Annotated in this window: 16 protein-coding genes; 5 read left to right on the plus strand and 11 right to left on the minus strand. The window is 63.0% G+C overall.

Features of this window, described 5'->3' with window-relative positions; all coding sequences use genetic code 11:
- Positions 1-6: 6 nt before the first annotated feature.
- Both USDA257_RS05975 and USDA257_RS05980 read left to right on the plus strand, forming a co-directional pair.
- Positions 7-2,733 carry a PAS domain S-box protein gene (locus tag USDA257_RS05975; protein ID WP_014762006.1) on the plus strand — a complete coding sequence of 909 codons (2,727 nt, stop codon included), beginning with the start codon at positions 7-9 and terminating at the stop codon, positions 2,731-2,733.
- Positions 2,730-3,095: a response regulator gene (locus USDA257_RS05980; protein WP_014762007.1), complete on the plus strand. Its 366-nt coding sequence runs from the start codon at positions 2,730-2,732 to the stop codon at positions 3,093-3,095. The genes USDA257_RS05975 and USDA257_RS05980 overlap by 4 nt, the downstream gene beginning before the upstream one ends.
- Here USDA257_RS05980 and USDA257_RS05985 read toward each other — a convergent pair.
- The 5 genes from USDA257_RS05985 to USDA257_RS06005 are packed head-to-tail and all read right to left on the minus strand — an operon-like array spanning position 3,070 to position 8,213.
- Positions 3,070-3,837 (minus strand): ABC transporter ATP-binding protein, encoded by a 768-nt coding sequence (locus tag USDA257_RS05985; RefSeq protein ID WP_014762008.1) that lies wholly within the window; start codon positions 3,835-3,837, stop codon positions 3,070-3,072. The genes USDA257_RS05980 and USDA257_RS05985 overlap by 26 nt on opposite strands.
- On the minus strand, positions 3,834-4,685 hold the full coding sequence (locus USDA257_RS05990) for an ABC transporter ATP-binding protein (RefSeq protein WP_014762009.1): 852 nt from the start codon (positions 4,683-4,685) through the stop codon (positions 3,834-3,836). The genes USDA257_RS05985 and USDA257_RS05990 overlap by 4 nt, the downstream gene beginning before the upstream one ends.
- Positions 4,672-5,547, minus strand: a complete 876-nt coding sequence (locus USDA257_RS05995) for an ABC transporter permease (RefSeq protein ID WP_370057309.1) — start codon at positions 5,545-5,547, stop codon at positions 4,672-4,674. The genes USDA257_RS05990 and USDA257_RS05995 overlap by 14 nt, the downstream gene beginning before the upstream one ends.
- Before the next feature lie 26 nt (positions 5,548-5,573).
- Positions 5,574-6,602 carry an ABC transporter permease gene (locus tag USDA257_RS06000; RefSeq protein ID WP_014762011.1) on the minus strand — a complete coding sequence of 343 codons (1,029 nt, stop codon included), beginning with the start codon at positions 6,600-6,602 and terminating at the stop codon, positions 5,574-5,576.
- Positions 6,603-6,620: 18 nt separating this feature from the next.
- Positions 6,621-8,213 (minus strand): ABC transporter substrate-binding protein, encoded by a 1,593-nt coding sequence (locus USDA257_RS06005; protein WP_014762012.1) that lies wholly within the window; start codon positions 8,211-8,213, stop codon positions 6,621-6,623.
- A gap of 138 nt (positions 8,214-8,351) precedes the next feature.
- Between USDA257_RS06005 and USDA257_RS06010 the strand changes: the two genes are divergently transcribed.
- The 3 genes from USDA257_RS06010 to USDA257_RS06020 all read left to right on the plus strand — a co-directional run bounded on the left by USDA257_RS06010 (position 8,352) and on the right by USDA257_RS06020 (position 10,971).
- Positions 8,352-9,050 carry a FadR/GntR family transcriptional regulator gene (locus USDA257_RS06010; protein WP_014762013.1) on the plus strand — a complete coding sequence of 233 codons (699 nt, stop codon included), beginning with the start codon at positions 8,352-8,354 and terminating at the stop codon, positions 9,048-9,050.
- 74 nt (positions 9,051-9,124) lie between these two features.
- Positions 9,125-10,099, plus strand: coding sequence for a mannonate dehydratase (locus tag USDA257_RS06015; RefSeq protein WP_014762014.1), 975 nt, complete (start codon positions 9,125-9,127; stop codon positions 10,097-10,099).
- A gap of 176 nt (positions 10,100-10,275) precedes the next feature.
- A complete protein-coding gene (locus tag USDA257_RS06020) occupies positions 10,276-10,971 on the plus strand; it encodes a GntR family transcriptional regulator (RefSeq protein WP_014762015.1) in 696 nt (231 codons plus the stop codon).
- Between the two features lie 294 nt (positions 10,972-11,265).
- On the opposite strand, the gene USDA257_RS06025 is transcribed toward USDA257_RS06020, so the two are convergent.
- The 6 genes from USDA257_RS06025 to USDA257_RS06050 all read right to left on the minus strand — a co-directional run bounded on the left by USDA257_RS06025 (position 11,266) and on the right by USDA257_RS06050 (position 16,959).
- Positions 11,266-12,348 carry an ABC transporter ATP-binding protein gene (locus USDA257_RS06025; RefSeq protein WP_014762016.1) on the minus strand — a complete coding sequence of 361 codons (1,083 nt, stop codon included), beginning with the start codon at positions 12,346-12,348 and terminating at the stop codon, positions 11,266-11,268.
- Positions 12,345-13,145 carry an ABC transporter permease gene (locus USDA257_RS06030; RefSeq protein ID WP_014762017.1) on the minus strand — a complete coding sequence of 267 codons (801 nt, stop codon included), beginning with the start codon at positions 13,143-13,145 and terminating at the stop codon, positions 12,345-12,347. Before USDA257_RS06030 ends, USDA257_RS06025 begins: the two co-directional genes overlap by 4 nt.
- 1 nt (position 13,146) lies before the next feature.
- Entirely contained in the window at positions 13,147-14,019 is an 873-nt protein-coding gene (locus tag USDA257_RS06035) for an ABC transporter permease (RefSeq protein WP_014762018.1), read from the minus strand.
- 96 nt (positions 14,020-14,115) lie between these two features.
- Positions 14,116-15,126, minus strand: a complete 1,011-nt coding sequence (locus USDA257_RS06040) for an ABC transporter substrate-binding protein (protein WP_014762019.1) — start codon at positions 15,124-15,126, stop codon at positions 14,116-14,118.
- 37 nt (positions 15,127-15,163) lie between these two features.
- Positions 15,164-15,490: an NIPSNAP family protein gene (locus USDA257_RS06045; protein ID WP_014762020.1), complete on the minus strand. Its 327-nt coding sequence runs from the start codon at positions 15,488-15,490 to the stop codon at positions 15,164-15,166.
- A gap of 5 nt (positions 15,491-15,495) precedes the next feature.
- Positions 15,496-16,959, minus strand: coding sequence for an aldehyde dehydrogenase (locus USDA257_RS06050; RefSeq protein WP_014762021.1), 1,464 nt, complete (start codon positions 16,957-16,959; stop codon positions 15,496-15,498).
- Positions 16,960-16,963 lie beyond the last annotated feature (4 nt).

Genomic DNA, 16,963 nt, shown 5'->3' on the forward strand with positions numbered 1-16,963 from the left:
GGAACTATGTGCAGTGCGGAGACGCTGCCCAAAATCGCTTTGGGCGATCTTAGTATCTTGCGGTCATCGGATTTTCGTGCAGCACTCGATGCACTGGCCGTGGCCGTCTACACGACGGATGCGGACGGCTTCGTCACCTATTGCAACCCAGCCGCAGTCAGTCTCGCGGGGCGCGAGCCGGAACTCGGCCAAGACCGCTGGTGCGTTAGCTGGAAGCTTCGCCGGCCCGATGGCACACCGCTGCCGCACGACGAATGCCCGATGGCAATGGCGCTGAAAGGGCGACAGCCCATCCGGGGAGAGGAACTGGTGGCGGTTCGCCCCGACGGGTCGACCGCGTTGCTCCTCCCGCATCCGACACCGATCTTCGACGAGTCTGGTGAACTTACCGGCGCGGTCAATCTCCTCGTCGACATCACCGACCACAAGAGCGCAGAAAAGGACTCCCGCTATCTGGCCGCAATTGTCGAATCCTCGGACGACGCCATCGTCGCCAAGGATTTGAACGGCATCATTACGAGTTGGAACAAGGGTGCCGAACGGCTGTTCGGATATACGGCCGACGAAGTCGTGGGCAAGTCGATCACCATTCTCATGCCGCCGGGTTATGAGAACGAGGAGCCCAACATCCTCAGGCGCATCCGCTGCGGCGAGCGCATCGATCACTACCAGACGACGCGCCGCCGCAAAGACGGCAGTCTCGTCGATATTTCGCTGACAGTCTCGCCGGTCCGAGACGCTCTGGGGCGGATTGTCGGCGCGTCCAAGATCGCCCGCGATATCACCGAACAACGGCAAGCCAGCGAGACGCTGGCGGCGCGTTTGCGCGAACAGGCGGCGCTCTACCGCCTCACCGAGAGGCTGCACCGGGCCCAGGACATCTCAGAGGTCTACGAGGCGGCGCTGGATGCCATTCAGGGCGCGCTCTGCTGCCACCGGGCCTCCATTCTGCTTTTCGAAAGCTCCGCAAAGATGCACTTCGTCGCCTGGCGCGGTCTTTCGGCTGAGTATCGGAACGCCGTTGACGGGCACTCTCCCTGGACGTGCGAGGAGCGGGACCCGGAGCCCATCTTCCTCCAAGACGTTGCACAAGCTGAGGCCCTGACCGCCCTTAGGCCGACCATCGAGGCGGAAGGTATCGCAGCACTCGGCTTCATCCCACTCGTCGCAGAAGGCAGGCTCATCGGCAAGTTCATGACCTATTATGATCTGCCGCATGCTTTCACCGACAACGAGATCGACCTGGCATTGACGATCGCCCGGCAGCTCGGCTTCAGCATTCAACGTATGCGAGCCGACGAGGCGCGTTGTCTTGCGGAGCAGCAGTTGCGGCGCAACGAGGCAAACGAACGGGCACGCGCCGCCGAATTGATGGCAATCATGGAGGCCGTGCCGGCCTCCATCTGGATCTCACGGACGCCCGATTGCCGTGTCATCAGCGGCAACCGAGCCGCCTATGAGCTCCTTCGGCAGCGACCCGACACGAACCTGTCGCTGTCGGCCGCGCCCGGCGAGCGCCCCGACAGCTTCCGTGTCTTCTCCATGGGAAAGATGCTATCGCCCGACGAGCTCCCGGTGCAGCGTGCGGCGCGCGGCGAGGTCGTGCCGAACTTCGAGGAAGAAGTCCGCTTCGAAGACGGGACGTCGCGTCACCTGTTCGGGAATGCGACGCCGCTGCGGGACGCCGCCGGCGACGTGATCGGCGCGGTGGCGGCATCGGTGGACATTACCGAGCGCAAGCAGGCCGAAGAAGCGCTGCAGGAGAGCGAACGCCGGCTGCAAATCGCCCTCGGCGCCGGCCGGATGGGGGCTTGGGAATGGAACATTGGCACCGGCAAGGTCGTATGGTCGCCGGGCCTCGAGGCGCTTCATCATCTCGAACCGGGAACTTTCGGTGGTACGCTTGACGATTTCAAACGGGACATACATCCCGATGACCTTTGCCTCGTCGAACTGGAGATCGCCAGGGCGATGGAGTCCCGCCAGGATTATCATGTCGTCTACCGGATCAGGCTCCCTGACAGAAAGATCCGCTGGATGGAGGCGTTCGGGCAGTTTTCGCCTCACGGTGCCGCGAAGCCAAGCAAGCTGGCCGGCGTCTGCATGGATATCACCGAGCGCAAGGAAGCCGAGTCGCAGCGCAACCTCCTGGTCGCCGAGCTCAGCCATCGCGTCAAGAACACACTTGCAATCGTAAGCTCGATCGCGCGCCAGTCCTTCTCCACCAATCCGGATGTGCATGACGCGCATCGGTCGTTCGATGCCCGCATCAGGGCCCTGGCGCAAACGCATACGCGTCTCGCCGAAGCAAGCTGGTCAGGCGTCTCGTTGGAAACCGTGCTTTTCGACGAGTTGGCTCCCTATCATGATGACGGCAAGAACAACGTGATGCTCTCGGGCCCGCAAACGATGCTGCCGCCGAAATACGCCCTGACCCTCGGCATGGCGGCCCACGAACTAGCCACCAACGCCGCGAAGCATGGTGCGCTTTCCGCGAAGGCTGGCAGCGTCCGCATAGAATGGTCGGCGGACCGGGAATCCGATCGGCTCAAAATCCGCTGGAGCGAATCGGGCGGCCCGGTCGTCGTCGCCCCGAAACGCAACGGTTTTGGCCGCCTGCTGCTGGAACGCGTGCTGGCCTCCGACCTTGGCGGCGAAGTCCAACTCGAATTCGCGCCGCAAGGCCTGGTCTGCATGATCGATGTCCCCTACCCTCGCGAACCCTTCCCATGACAGCCACGCAGCCATGTCGGGTCTTCGTCGTCGAAGACGAATTTCTGGTGGCACTGCAAATCGAGGACGATCTGATTGCCGCCGGATATTTGGTGGTCGGCCCGTTCACCAGCCTCAGCACATCGATCGCTGCCTCGCGCGCCGAGAGGTTTGACGTGGCGACACTGGACCTCAACCTGCGCGGCGAGTTGGTCTACCCGCTCGTCGACGAGCTGCTCGAACGCCGGGTACCAGTCCTGCTTTTGACCGGCTATGCCGTGTCGGATCTGCCGGAGCGCTTTCGCTCCCTGCCGCGCCTGACCAAGCCATTCGACGGCAGCGAGCTCATCAGCAGAGTCAGAAGCCTTGTTCCCGCTGCATGAGCCCCGGTAGGAAGCTTGCGTCGAACAGTTCGCGCGCATAGCTGTCATGGGCGACGCCGTGCTGCAGGTCGTTCTTCGTCAGTTCGTCAACGAATATCCCGTCCTTCATCACAAGCACCCGATCGCACATGTGGGCAACGACGGCGAGATCGTGACTGACCAGCACGAATGTCAGGCTCCGCTCCTCGCGCTGGTCCGCCAACAGGTTGAGGACTTCGGCCTGGATCGAAACGTCGAGCGCGGAGGTTGGCTCGTCGAGCAGCAGGATCGGCGGGGAGAGGATCAGGGCTCGGGCGATCGCCACGCGCTGCCGCTGGCCGCCGGAGAGCTCGTGCGGGAAACGATTGGCGAAGTCGGCCGGTAGACCCACCTGCCGCAAGGCCTGCAGCACCCTCTGCCGATCGTCGCGATATCCCATCGCCTTCAAGGGCTCGGCAAGCGCCATGCCGATGCGGTGGCGCGGATGGAGCGAACCGTAAGGGTCCTGAAACACCATCTGCGCCAGTTTGAGCTCTTCGCGTCCGCGGACCTTTTCGACTTCGCGCCCTTCGAACCAGATGCGCCCTGTCCAGCCGCGTTCAAGCCCGGCCAGGGAACGCAGGAGCGTGGACTTGCCGCAGCCGGACTCCCCGACGATGCCGAGGGTCTCGCCCCGCGCCACCGAAAGACTGACCTCCCTCACGACGTGATGGCGGTTCTCGCCGTGGCCGAAGGCGACATCGAGCTTCTCGACCCTGATCACGCTATCTTCTCCCCGATGCTGTCGAGCGCCTGGCGGTCCATAATGGCGAGCCGCCGCACGGGATGCCGCGCGTCCGGCATGGCCGCGATGAGGGCCTGGGTGTAAGGATGCTGCGCCTTGTCCAGGCTGGTCAGTTCCTCGACGATCCGGCCGCGATACATGACGATGATCCTGTCGCAGAAGCTCGCGACCATCCGGATGTCGTGGCTGATGAGGATAAGGCCGGAATTGTTCTCGCGCACCAGTTCGTCGAGCAGAAGGAGGACGTCCTTGCGCACGCTGACGTCCAGTGCGGAGGTCGGTTCGTCGGCGATAACGAGTTTCGGCCGCGCGATCAGCATCATCGCGATCATGACGCGTTGGCCCATGCCGCCCGAGATCTGGTGCGGATATTGCCGCATCACCCGGTCGGGATCGCCGATCCGCACCCGGATCAGCATGTCGCGCGCCGCCTTGAGCGCGGCCTTGCCCTTGAGACCGAGATGCAGCCGGGCCGACTCGGCGATCTGCTTGCCGATCGGCACCACAGGGTTCAGCGAATAGCGCGGATCCTGCATGATCAGCGCCATGTCCTGCCCGCGCAGCCGGTCCATCTGCCGCTCCGTCTTGCGGAGGATCTCCTCGCCGCAGAAGGCCATCTTCCCGGCGGTCACCCCGGCCTTGGGCGGCAGGAGCCGCATGATTGCCCGGCCGGTCGTCGACTTGCCGGAGCCGGATTCGCCGACGATGCCGACGCGCTCGCGACCAACGTCGAAGCTGACATCGGTGACGGCTGCAATCGCGTCTCGGCCGAAGCGAACGTTCAGGTCGCGGATGGAAAGGATCGGCGAAGCGTCACGATCGGGCATGGCGTGGGTCCATGATGTCGCGGAGCGTATCTCCAACGACGTTGAAGGCGAGGCTCGTCAGCAGGATGGCAATGCCCGGCATCACCGCCACCCACCAGAAATCGAGCATGAACTTGCGGCCGCTCGAGATCATGGCACCCCATTCCGGCGCCGGTGGCTGGGCTCCAAGGCCGAGGAAGCCGAGCGACGCCGCCGTCAGGATGATGCCGGCCATGTTGAGCGTGAGGCGCACGATGACGGAGGGCACGCACATCGGAGCGATGTAAACGAAGAGGATCCTGAGCGGGCTCGCTCCATAGAGACGCGCGGCCGCGACGTAATCGGCGTTGCGGACCACCAGCGCCTCGGCTCGGGCAAGACGGGCGATCGGCGGCCAGGCGGTGAGCGATATCGCGATGATCGCCGTCGAAAGGCTGGCACCGAGCGCCGCTGCGAAGGCAAGTGCCAGGATCAGCGACGGGAAGGACAGCACGATATCGGTGGCGCGCATCAGAATCGCGTCGGTCCGCCCGCCGAAGAAGCCGGAGACGATGCCGATGACCAGCCCGATCGGCCCGACAATGATCGAGACGAAGAAGATCGTCTGGATAGTGATGCGGGAGCCGTAGAGAAGACGGCTAAAGATGTCGCGCCCGAACTCGTCGGTTCCTGCGAGATGCGCGAGGCTCGGCGGCTGCAGCGCGTTCGACAGCGCTTGGGCGGTTGGATCATAGGGGGCGATCAGCGGCGCGAAGGCGGCCACCACCAGGAGCAAGCCGATAGTTGCGAAACCGACAAGACCGAGCGGCTCTTCGGCAAGCTTGCCGACGGCGCGACGGAGAGCGGAAAGCATGCGCGCCATAATGCCCGGCGAACGCAGCATCTCGGCATCGGTCTGGATCGCGTCACTCATCGCGCCACCTCCCGGGTCCGCGGATCAAGAACTGCATAGGAGATGTCCGCAATGAAGTTGAGCAGCATGAAGACGAATCCGACGATGATGGTTGCCGCCAGCACGGCGTTCATATCCCCGATCATCAGCGCGTTCGTCATGTATTGGCCGATCCCCGGCCAGGAGAAGACGATCTCCGTCACCACCGCTCCCTCGAGAAGATTGCCATAGGAAATAGCGAGCACGGTGATGAGCTGGACCGCTATGTTCGGCAGCACATGGTGCGCGACCGTGCGGGCCGGTCCCGCACCCTTGGCACGCGCGGCGATGACGTAGTCCTGGCTCAACTGCTCCAGCGTGAAGCTGCGGGTCATGCGGGTGATGTAGGCCATCGCCATGTAGGCGAGGATGGCGGCCGGCAGGATGATGTGCGAAAGGGCGTTCCAGAAAATCTCGGTTTCGCCGACCAGAAGACTGTCGACCAGGAGCATGCCGGTGACCGGTTCGACCATGCCTTCGTAGAAGACGTCGATCCGGCCCGGGCCGCCGACCCAGTTGAGCGTCGCATAGAAGATCACCAGTCCGACAATCCCGAACCAGAAGACAGGAATGGAATGGCCAACCAGAGCCACTACGCGGGCGAACTTGTCGATGAAGCTGTCCCGGAACAGCGCGGCCGCCAGTCCCAAGGGCACGCCGACGACAGCCGAGATGATGATCGCCAGCGTCGCCAGCTCGAAGGTTGCCGGAAAAGCCTGCAGCATGTCGCTGGCGACCGAGTTGCCAGTGAGAATGGCCTGACCGAAGTCGCCCTGGAACAGGCCCTTAAGATAGATGAAGAACTGCTGGTAGAGCGGCAGGTCGAGGCCGAGCCGCACGCGCATCGCCTCGTAGGCGGCCGGATCCGCCAGCTCGCCGACGATCGCGCCGACCGGATCGGCCGGCAGGACACGGCCGATGACGAAGGTGACGCAGAGCAGGATGAACAGGCTGACGATGAGGTGCAGGACGCGCCGTGCCAGCTCGATTGCGGTGAGTTCCTTCATGGCCGTGCCCCGACGCCGTTAGTCGGACGTCTTGGTGACGCCTTCGAGGCGCGTCAGCTGGTTCGGATGGCCGACGTAGTCCTTGACCCGCGCATTGACGACGATCGGCTCGAAGCGCTCGAAGAGCGGCAGCACCGCCGGCTTCAGCTCCACGAACTTTTGCTGCATCTCGACATAGAGTTCGCCGCGTTTTTTCGCGTCCGGCTCGAGCGACGCCTTGGCCGTCAGCGCTGTCAGCTCCGGAATGTCCCAGGCCGAGCGCCAGACGAAATTGCCGGCGTTGTTCGCTTCCTTCGAATTGTCCGGATTGCTGGAGAACTGTTCCATGGAGCCGAGCACGTTGGGCATGTAGGCGCCCGTCTGAGGAATGAGCAGGTCGAAATTGCGGGCCCGGTGATCGGCGATGATGTCCGAGCCGTTGCCCTGCTGGATGTCGATCTTGATCCCGACCTGGCCGAGCGAGCCCTGGATGGCGGTCGCAAGGTCGATGCGCGGCGTTTGCGCAATCGTCTTCAGCGTCAGCGAAAAGCCGTCCGGATAGCCCGCCTCCGCCAGCAGCGCCTTGGCCTTCGCTGCATCGAAGTGCCAGTCTGGATTGGGGACGGCATATTCGTAATCTTCCGGCACCGGCACGTTACGGACCCGGCCATAGGGCCCCATGATCGTCTGCTCTATGCCCTTGTAGTCGATGCTGTAGGCGATCGCCTCGCGCACCTTGGGATTGGCCAGATATTCGTTGCCGGCATTCATCGACAGAACGTAGAAACCGCCGGTCGGCACCCGCTGGACCTCGAAGCCCTGCTGGCTTTCGAAGGTCTTCAGGTCCGCCGCGCTGAGGGCGCTGGCGACATCGATGTCGCCGCGCTCGAGCATGAGGCGCTCCACCTGGCTCTCCGGCACGTGACGCACGATGACGCGACGCATATGCGGAGCGCCGCCCACATAATCCGCGTTCGCCTCGAGAATGACCATTTCATTGGGCGTCCAGCGCTTCAGCGTGAAGGGGCCGGAGCCTGCCGAATTGGTACGCAGCCAGGCGTTGCCGTAGTCGTTGTTTTCGACGTGGTTCTTGACCTCGATGCTGTCGACAACGCTCGCGACATTCATCGCCAGCCGGTAGAGCAGCAGTTCCGCGGTGGTTTCACCGGAAAGGTCGATGCGCACCGTCTTCGGGTCCACCGCTCTGACGAGCTTGTCAACATTGTCGGCCTTGTAGCCGATGCGCTTGAAATTGGCCGCCGCCGCCTGATCCATCTTGAGCAGTCGCGCCAGCGAATAGACCACATCGTCGGCCGTAACCGGGTTGCCGGAGGCGAAAGTCGCCTCGCGTAGATGGAAGGTGATGCCCTTGTCATCGATCTCCCAGCTCTCGGCGAGTTGCGGCAGGATCTTGCGGGACCTGTCCGTCTTCACCAGCCGGTCATAGAGATTGGACATGATCTCGATGGCCTTCGCTTCGGTCGCCTGCTGCGGATCGAGCGACAGAACCTGGGCAAGCGACGTGCCGATGACCAATTGGTCGTCGGGAGTTGCAGCGTTTACGCTCGGCGCAGCGAAGCCCAGGACGATTGCCGCGGCCCCTGCAATGAGGCCCTTCGAAAAATGCTTCATTGAATCTCCTCCCTGACTTAATATAGAAGACGTATTATGTCGCTCCTATGTCATATGATGACTTAGCGAAATTCGGCGGCATTGGCAAGCGCCTTACGACTGCGGGTGTGAAAAAGCAGGGTACATGACGAGGGGACGATGACGGGCGGAAGACAGCGACTGGCGCAGCAGGTGATCGACGAGTTGCGCCGGCAGATCGAAGCCGGCCGATTGAAGGAGGGCGACCAGCTGCCGACCGAGCCGCAATTGGAGGCGAACTTCGGCGTGAGCCGCACGGTGGTGCGCGAAGCGATCGCCGACCTGCGCGCCGCCGGCTATGTCCGCCCCATCCAGGGCAAGGGCGTCTTTGTCAGCGATCCCAAAGCGAACCAGCGCTTTACGCTGACCCCCGTGGAGATAAGAAGCATCCCGGAAACCCTTGAACTCCTCGAGTTCAGGCTGGCCACCGAGAGCGAGGCCGCGGCGATTGCCGCCTATCGCCGGACTGCCGAACAGGAAGCGGCCATCGCCGCCGCCAACAGAAAGATGGCTCAATTGATCGACGAGGGGAAGCCAACTGTCGAGGCCGATTTCGAATTCCACATGGCAATCGCCGCTGCCACCAACAACCGATTCTACCTGGATGTCATGCGGCAATTCGGGCCGCGCGCCATTCCCCGTAGCCAGGTCACGACGCTGCCCGAAGCCGCAGACAAGGCCTATCTGCTTAGTGTCCACGCGGAGCACGGCGAAATTCTCTCGGCCATTGAGGACCAGAATCCCGAACGTGCCAGGCAAGCGATGCGCAACCATATCATCGGCAGCCAGCGCCGCTATCGGCGTCTCGCCGAGCAATAATCCGCTCGACAGCTCTAGCAAATTCATATTATGTCATATGACATCTTGGAATTGGCATGGAAGGAGGTCTGTCCGTGTATGTAGGAACGCAGGTCGCTGCCCGCGACGACGAGGATTACCGGGTCTACGCCCAGCTTGGCGTCAAGAACATCTGCGCCGATCCGCCGGGTCCACCGGCAAGCTGGACCCTGGAAGACCTTGAAAGGCACCGCGACCATGTCGAGAGCTTCGGCCTGGTGCTCGACATGGTTCAGCTTCCCCTGCCCTCGAAACCCATCGAGAAAGCCTCCTATCCCGACATCCTGCTGGCAGGACCGGAGCGCGACCGCCAGATCGACGCCGTCTGCCGCATGATCGAGAACTGCGCCCGGGCCGGCATTCCGTCGGCAAAGTACAATCTGAACCTGATCGGCATTCCCCGCAGCGAAATGGAGCGCGGCCGCGGCGGCTCGATGAACGAAGCCTTTCGCTGGGAGCGAGTCGACCAGAGCGCCGCGCCGGGACTTGCCGGCGTGCTGTCGGAGGACGAGAACTGGGAGCGCATCGACTATTTCCTGGAACGGGTCGTGCCGGTTGCGACAAGCAACCGGGTGCGCATCGCCTGCCATCCGCACGATCCCTACACGCCGCCCGGCTATCGCGGCGTGACGCGCGTTCTAGGGACGGTCGAAGGTCTGAAGAAGTTCGTACAGATGCACGAGAGCCCCTATCATGGCCTGAATTTCTGCCAGGGCTCGATCGGCGAGATGCTGGACAATCCGCGTGAGGAGATCGACGAGATCATCCGCTGGTTCGGCACGCGCGGCAAGATCTTCAACGTGCACTTCCGCAACATCAGTGGCGGCAAGCTATCCTTCATGGAAACCTTCCCCGAGGAAGGCGACATGGATATGGTGCGCTCGCTGAAGATCTATCGCGAGGTCGGATACCAATATATGGTGATGCCCGACCACGTCCCGACGATCAGCGGCCGCGACCCGACCGGCGTCGCCTTCGCCTTTTGCTACGGTTATATCGCGGCGCTCATCCAATCGCTTTCCGCCTCATAAGTTGCAAGCCGTCCCAAGCTCATTCCCAAGCGGCATTCTCGGGAACGGCTCTTCCGACCGGCAGATAGCGTCCCCTATTTTGGAGATGCACGATGCGGCGTTCCCTGCTGACACAAGCGTTCCTTCGTGATAATATGGTATCCCATAATACGTCGCGAGCGGAAAGGGAACGTCCCATGAGCGTGTCTGATCAGCCGATGCGGGTTCTTCGTCCGGAGAAGACACTTCGCGAGCTTGCGCTGGAAAAGATGCGCGACGCTATCGTCAACATGCATTTCAGGGCGGGCGAACGGCTTGTCGAGCGCGACCTGTGCGATCAGCTCGGCGTAAGCCGGACGATCGTCCGCGAAGTGCTGCGCCATCTGGAATCGGAAGGCCTTGTCGCCATCCAACCGAATCGCGGCCCGATCGTCGCCGAGACCACCCCGGAAGAAGCCCGGCAGATCTACGAAATCCGCGGCGTGCTCGAAGGCATCGCTGCCAAGGCCTGTGCCACGCAAAAGGACCCGCGCGTGGTGGCCGAGCTCGAGCGCATCCTTGCGCGCATCCGGGCAGCCTATGCCGCAAATGAGCTGCCCGCGGTCCTCACCGCCACGACGGATTTCTACCGCACGCTGTTCGAAAATTCCGGACGCCATGTCGCCTGGGGTATCGTCAATTCGATCACGGCAAGGATCAATCATTTGCGGTCGATGACGATCAAGACACCCGACCGCAACAAGCAAGGGCCGGCCCAGATGCAGAAGATCATCGACGCGATCAAGGCCGGCGATGGCGCGGCGGCCTACGAGGCGGCCAACGTGCATGTCACAAATGCCGCGGCGATTGCCGAGGCGCTTCTGGCCGAGCAGCAAGGCGGGAACAGAGGATAGAGCGATAACTGAGCTGATTGGGTTGTTGCTGAGACCACCGGCTATTACGGCAGTAACATCTCGGCCCACCCGGGTTGCACCCCTCTGCCTGCCGGGCATCTCCCCCACAAGGGGGGAGATCAGCGAGCGGCGAGCTCCCCCATCCCTTTTTCTCGAAGGAGTTAACCTCATCGCAGCAATGGGCCCTGGCGCACAGCGGTCCCACCTCCGCAATCCCCCCTGTGAGCCCACAAGGGGAATGGCCGGCAAGGCAGAGGGAGGTGTTAACACCCGCTTTCCGGAATTTCCGCCTTTTTAGCAGAAGACGTGCGCCGTCGCCGGATCGAAGCCAAGCCAGACGCTATCACCGCGGTTGAGGCTGGAAATCGCCTCATGACCGAACGGAAGGCGGACCGCCAGAGCGTCACCCTTCGCAGTCTGAGTCGCGACATGAATGTTGTTGCCGAGAAAGGTGATGTCGCTCACCGTGACGGGAACCGCGGTCGAGCCGCCCGGCGCCGATCTCGTCAGGCTCAGGCGTTCCGGTCGCAGCATCAGCGCCGCCTTGCCTCCGGGGACCGGCCGGCCATGAACCGGTACGTTTGGAATGACCGTCGCTCCGGCCAGCGCGATATCCGCCTTGCCATTTGCGGCCGTCACCAGATCGCAGGGCAGGAAATCGCTATCGCCGATGAATTCGGCGACGAAGCGGGTCGTCGGATTAGCATAGAGTTCCGGCCCCGTGCCGATCTGGTCGATGATACCCTTCGAAAAGACGGCGATCCGATCGGAGAGCCGCAACGCCTCCTCCTGGTCATGCGTGACATAGAGGACCGTCACTTCCGTCTGCTGGTGGATGCGGCGGATCTCGTGCTGGATCTCCTCGCGCAGTTTCTTGTCGAGGGCGGAAAGCGGCTCGTCCATCAACAGCAGCGGCGGGTCGTAGGCAAGCGCGCGCGCCAGCGCGACGCGCTGCTGCTGTCCGCCGGACATCTGCGCCGGCTTGCGGTCCTCGAAGCCTTCGAGCCGCACGAGCTTCAGCATGTCGCGCACCTTGGCGTCGACCTCCGCCTTTGGAAGCCGCCTGACCTTCAGCGGGAAGGCAATGTTCTCGCCGACGGAGAGATGCGGAAAAAGCGTATAACGCTGGAAAACCATGCCGATATTGCGCTTGTGCGACGGCGTCGACAGCAGTGACTGGCCGTTCAGCACGATGTCGCCGCGGGTCGGATCCTCGAAACCGGCGAGAATATAGAGCGTCGTGCTCTTTCCCGATCCGGATGGCCCGAGAAAGGTCAGGAATTCACCCTGCGCCACGTCGAGATTGACGTCGTGGACGGCGGTAACGGGTCCGTATTCCTTGCGGATGCCGCGGATTTGCAGGAAGGGTTTGCTCATGATTTCAATCCTTTGCGAACGAGGGCGACAAGCACCATCAAGAGCACGGTGAGCAGGATGAGAAGGGTGGAGGCGGCGGCGACGACAGGCGTCAGGTCCTGCCGCAAGGTCGCCCAGACCTTGACGGGAAGCGTCTGCAGCGTCGGGCTCGCCATGAAGATTGCGACGACCACTTCGTCCCATGAGGTGAGAAACGAGAAGATCGCCGCCGAGAAGATGCCGTGGCTGATGGCCGGCAGCGTCACGCGGATTTTCGCCTCGAATGGGGACGCACCGCACAGCACGGCGGCGTCCTCGATCGATTTGTCGAATCCCTCGAGCGCATTGGTGATCGACAGGATCGAGAAGGGCAGTGCCAGCACCAGATGGGAAATGACGAAGCCCGACAGCGTGCCGTTGAGGCCGATTTGCAGGAAAAAGGCGTAGAGCGCCACGGCGAGAACGACGACGGGCAGGATCATCGGCGTCAGGAACAGGGCTTTCAGCGCCTCGCGAAACATGAAGCGCGCGCGCGTCAGCCCAAAGGAAGTGACGAGCCCGAGGAGGACCGAAAGAACCGTGACGATGATTGCGATCTGGAAGCTCGTCCAGGCGGACTCCAGCCAGCGCGGATCGGCGAGAAGCTCCCGGTACCATTGGAGCGTCCAGCCGGGCGGCGGAAAAATCAGCCATTGCGACGAGCCGAAGGACAGCGCCGCGATGAACAGGATGGGCAGGAGCAGGAAGGCGGCTGTCAGCACCGTGATGCCGATCAGAACCAGCTTCCACCAGCCGAGACGATCGAAATTCAGGAGCATGTCAGCGTCCTCCCATCCGGTCTGTGCCGAAGAAGCGGAGCTGCACCGCATAGAGCGCCAGGGTGACGACCAGCAGCACCAGGGCCGCAGCACCACCCATGCCCCAGTTGACGAGCGACTGGACGAATTGCGCGATGAGTTCGGCCAGCATCATGTTCGCCGTGCCGCCGAGCAGCGCCGGGGTGACAAAGTAGCCGAGCGACATGACGAAGACCATCAGCGCGCCGGCCGCCATTCCGGGCATCGCCAGCGGCAGGAGAACGCGCACGAGCGCCTGCCAGCGGTTGGCGCCGCAGAGCGCCGCCGCCTGCAGGATAGCCGGATCGATCTTCCTGATGACGCCATAGAGGGGCAGGATGACGAAGGGCAGCATGATGTAGGTCATGCCGATCGTCACGCCCGTCAGATTGTTGACGAGCGGAAGCGGTGTGTCGATGAGGCCCAGACCGACCAGCAGCTTGTTGACGACGCCGGTGCGCTGCAACAGCACCATCCAGGCATAGGTGCGCGCCAGCAGGTTGGTCCACATCGACAGAAGCAGGATGGCGAAGATCACCGAAGCGAAGCGGCTCGGCATCACCGCTAGCGCCCAAGCGACGGGAAAGCCGATGACCAGCGAGACGAAGGTGACCAGGCCGGAAACCAGGAACGTGTTCGCGAATATCTTGAGATAGGTGGAGGAGCCCAGCAGTTCGGCATAGTTTCCGAAGCCCGGCACGGGCTCCGAGACGCTGCGCGCCAACAGAATGGCGACCGGCACGACGAAAAAAAGGACCAGCAGGCCGAGCGCCGGCAAGGTCAGATCGAAGTCCGTGAGCGTCAGGCGTGCAGGGACGTTCGATCCTGCCGCCTTCGCGTCGGTGCGCGACAACATGGCTGTCTCTCCCATTAGCGGGCACGAGGGACGCTCCTCGCGCCCTCACGCCAGATCGGCGGCAAGGACGCCTGGCGCCCTCCCCGCCTTTTCTGTTTATTTCGCTTGCCAGGCGTACCAGCGCTCGCCGATCGCGTCGCGGTTCTCCGCCCAATAGTTCATGTCGGCATTGACCTGACTCGCCGTCTGCGCATCCGGCAGCGATTTCGCCAGTTCCGCGTCCATCAGCTTCGGGGATTCGAGATTGATGGGCGCGTAGCCGGTGGCCTTGGCGAGATCGGCTTGCGCCTGGGCAGACGTGGCGAGCGCGATGAACTGCATCGCTGCTTCCTTATTCTTCGCGCCCTTGGGCACGACGAGCGAGTCGGCGGCGGTGATGTTCTGCTCCCAGGAGGTCTCGACATTGATGCCGCTCTGCGCCAGCGCCGTCATGCGGCCGTTCCAGACACTGCCGAAGGGCGCCTCAGCGGAAGCGAGCAGCTGCTGCGACTGCGCTCCGCCAGACCACCAGATGATGTCCGGCTTGATCGTGTCGAGCTTTTTGAAAGCGCGGTCGAGATCGAGCGGATAGAGCTTGTCGGCAGGCACGCCGTCGGCAAGCAGGGCCGCCTCGATGACACCCGGCGCCGACCACTTGTAGAAGGCGCGCTTGCCAGGGAACTTCTCCGTGTCGAAGAGATCCGCCCAAGTCTTCGGGCAGGCGTCGACCGCATCCTTGTTGCAGCCGATCACGAAGGAATAATAGAAGCTGCCGACCGAATAGTCGGTGACGAAGCGCGGGTCGAGCTTAGACTTGTCGATCACCGAGAAATCCAGCTTCTCCAGCAGGCCGTTCTTGCCGGCCTGAGCGGCGTAGTCGCCCTCGACATCGACGACGTCCCAGGTGACGGCGGCCGCCTCGACCATGGCCTTGAGCTTGCCGTAGTCGGTCGGTCCGTCCTGAAGCACGTTGATGCCGGTCTTTTCGGTGAATTTCTCGGCCCAGGCGATCTTCTGCGCGTCCTGCGTCGTGCCGCCCCAGCTCGAAAAGACAAGATCCGCGGCCGTCGCCGGCATTGCTGTTGCAATTGTCGCGGCAGTGGCCGCCAAAACGAATATCTTCTTCATGTTCCCTTGCTCCGTGGTCCGGTTTTGCTTGGTTGTTCTATGACGCGCTGCCGCCTGTCGGCGAAAAGCGCGCCGCCTTCATGATCTTGTTCTCCGCGACTTCTATGAGGTCGCGTATCTTGGGGAGGAACGCCCGCCAATCCGGGTCTCCCATGAGTGCAGCGCGACGCCTCTCGCGATCGTCGAGGCTCACATAGGCCCAGATGTGGACGATCTCGTTGATCGGCCCGATCTCGGAGAAGAAGTAGGCGACGAGTTCGCCGAGATGCTTCGTCTGGATGGCGATGCCCTCTTCCTCGACCACCTTCAGGTAGGCGGGAATCGCGCCGTTCTTCAGCCGATAGGTGCGGATCTCGTAGAACATCGCCGTCACCGCATCACGAAGGGATCGGGGATGGGCTCGTCCGACGTCCTGAGCCAGACGGTCTTCGTCCTTGTGTAGTCGAGGGCGGCGGCCATGCCGCCCTCGCGGCCGTGACCGGAAAGCCCGAACCCGCCGAAGGGCGCGATCGGCGACACTGCCCGGTAAGTGTTGACCCAGACGATCCCGGCGCGGATCCCCTTCATCAGGCGGTGCGCCCTGGTGAGATTCTGCGTGAAGACCCCCGCCGCTAGGCCGTAGCTGCTATTGTTGGCGAGGGCGAGCGCCTCCGCTTCCGTTTCGAAGGACAGCACCGAAAGGACGGGTCCGAAAAATTCCTCCTCGAGCGAGGGCGAGGCGCTGCCGTCGCAATCGAGAATGCTCGGCCGATAATAGTAACCGGCACCTTCGGGTGCGTTGCCGCCCGTGATCAATTTGGCGCCGGCGGCGAGCGAGCGCGCGACCAGCGCCTCGATATGGTCGCGTTGACGCCGTGTCGCGAGTGGCCCGACTTCCGTCGCCATGTCGAGCGGGCTGCCGATGCGGACCGCTTCCGCCTTTGCTTTGAGGATTTCCAGGAAGTGATCCTTGACGCTTTTCTCGACGATCAGCCGCGAACCGGCGACGCAGCTCTGGCCGGTCGCGGCAAAGATGCCTGCGACCTGGGCATTGGCCGCACTCTCGAGATCGGCGTCCGCGAAGACGATGAAGGGGGACTTTCCGCCGAGCTCGAGCGAGGTCGAGGCGAGGTTCTCTGCCGAATTGCGCACCACATGACGCGCCGTTTCCGGCCCCCCGGTAAAGGCGATATGATCCACCTTGGGGTGACGGCTGAGCGCGGCGCCGCAGGAGGGGCCGAAACCGGTGATGATGTTGACGACGCCGGCCGGAAAGCCCGCCTGGTCGATGAGCCGGGCAAATTCGAGGAGCGGCGCCGGCCCGTCCTCCGAGGCCTTCACCACCATGGTGCAGCCGGCAGCCAGGGCCGGGCCGATCTTCACCGCCGACAGGAACAGCTGGCTGTTCCAGGGCACGACCATGGCGACGATGCCGATCGGTTCGCGGCGCAGCCAGACATCCATGTCCGGCTTGTCGATCGGCAGATAGGAACCCTCGATCTTGTCGGCGATCCCGGCATAATAGCGATAATACTCGGCGACATAAGCGATCTGCGCCGAAGTCTCGCGGATGATCTTGCCCGTGTCCCGCGTCTCCAGTTCAGCAAGTTTCTGGGCGTTCTCGGCGACGAGATCGCCGAGCTTGTAGAGAAGCTTGCCTCGCTGCGTGGCGGTCAGTTTGGACCACGGCCCTTCGTAAAGAGCGTTATGCGCGGCCTCGACGGCGCGATCGACATCGGCTTCCCGCGCCTCCGGCATCTCCGCCCAGGCGGCGCCGGTCGCCGGGTCGATGCTTTCGAACCGGGCTTCGCCATCTGAAAATTCGCCACCGATGTAAGACTGGAACCGCTGCATGTGC

The organism is Sinorhizobium fredii USDA 257, assembly GCF_000265205.3.
GTDB lineage: Bacteria > Pseudomonadota > Alphaproteobacteria > Rhizobiales > Rhizobiaceae > Sinorhizobium > Sinorhizobium fredii_B.

Bases quoted from the DNA above. Each gene is read 5' to 3' on its own strand.
- USDA257_RS05975 (WP_014762006.1), top strand. From the start codon at position 7: ATGTGCAGTGCGGAGACGCTGCCCAAAATCGCTTTGGGCGATCTTAGT.
- USDA257_RS05980 (WP_014762007.1), top strand. From the start codon at position 2,730: ATGACAGCCACGCAGCCATGTCGGGTCTTCGTCGTCGAAGACGAATTT.
- USDA257_RS05990 (WP_014762009.1), bottom strand. From the start codon at position 4,685: ATGCCCGATCGTGACGCTTCGCCGATCCTTTCCATCCGCGACCTGAAC.
- USDA257_RS05995 (WP_370057309.1), bottom strand. From the start codon at position 5,547: ATGCTGCGTTCGCCGGGCATTATGGCGCGCATGCTTTCCGCTCTCCGT.
- USDA257_RS06000 (WP_014762011.1), bottom strand. From the start codon at position 6,602: ATGAAGGAACTCACCGCAATCGAGCTGGCACGGCGCGTCCTGCACCTC.
- USDA257_RS06005 (WP_014762012.1), bottom strand. From the start codon at position 8,213: ATGAAGCATTTTTCGAAGGGCCTCATTGCAGGGGCCGCGGCAATCGTC.
- USDA257_RS06010 (WP_014762013.1), top strand. From the start codon at position 8,352: ATGACGGGCGGAAGACAGCGACTGGCGCAGCAGGTGATCGACGAGTTG.
- USDA257_RS06020 (WP_014762015.1), top strand. From the start codon at position 10,276: ATGAGCGTGTCTGATCAGCCGATGCGGGTTCTTCGTCCGGAGAAGACA.
- USDA257_RS06025 (WP_014762016.1), bottom strand. From the start codon at position 12,348: ATGAGCAAACCCTTCCTGCAAATCCGCGGCATCCGCAAGGAATACGGA.
- USDA257_RS06030 (WP_014762017.1), bottom strand. From the start codon at position 13,145: ATGCTCCTGAATTTCGATCGTCTCGGCTGGTGGAAGCTGGTTCTGATC.
- USDA257_RS06035 (WP_014762018.1), bottom strand. From the start codon at position 14,019: ATGTTGTCGCGCACCGACGCGAAGGCGGCAGGATCGAACGTCCCTGCA.
- USDA257_RS06040 (WP_014762019.1), bottom strand. From the start codon at position 15,126: ATGAAGAAGATATTCGTTTTGGCGGCCACTGCCGCGACAATTGCAACA.
- USDA257_RS06045 (WP_014762020.1), bottom strand. From the start codon at position 15,490: ATGTTCTACGAGATCCGCACCTATCGGCTGAAGAACGGCGCGATTCCC.
- USDA257_RS06050 (WP_014762021.1), bottom strand. From the start codon at position 16,959: ATGCAGCGGTTCCAGTCTTACATCGGTGGCGAATTTTCAGATGGCGAA.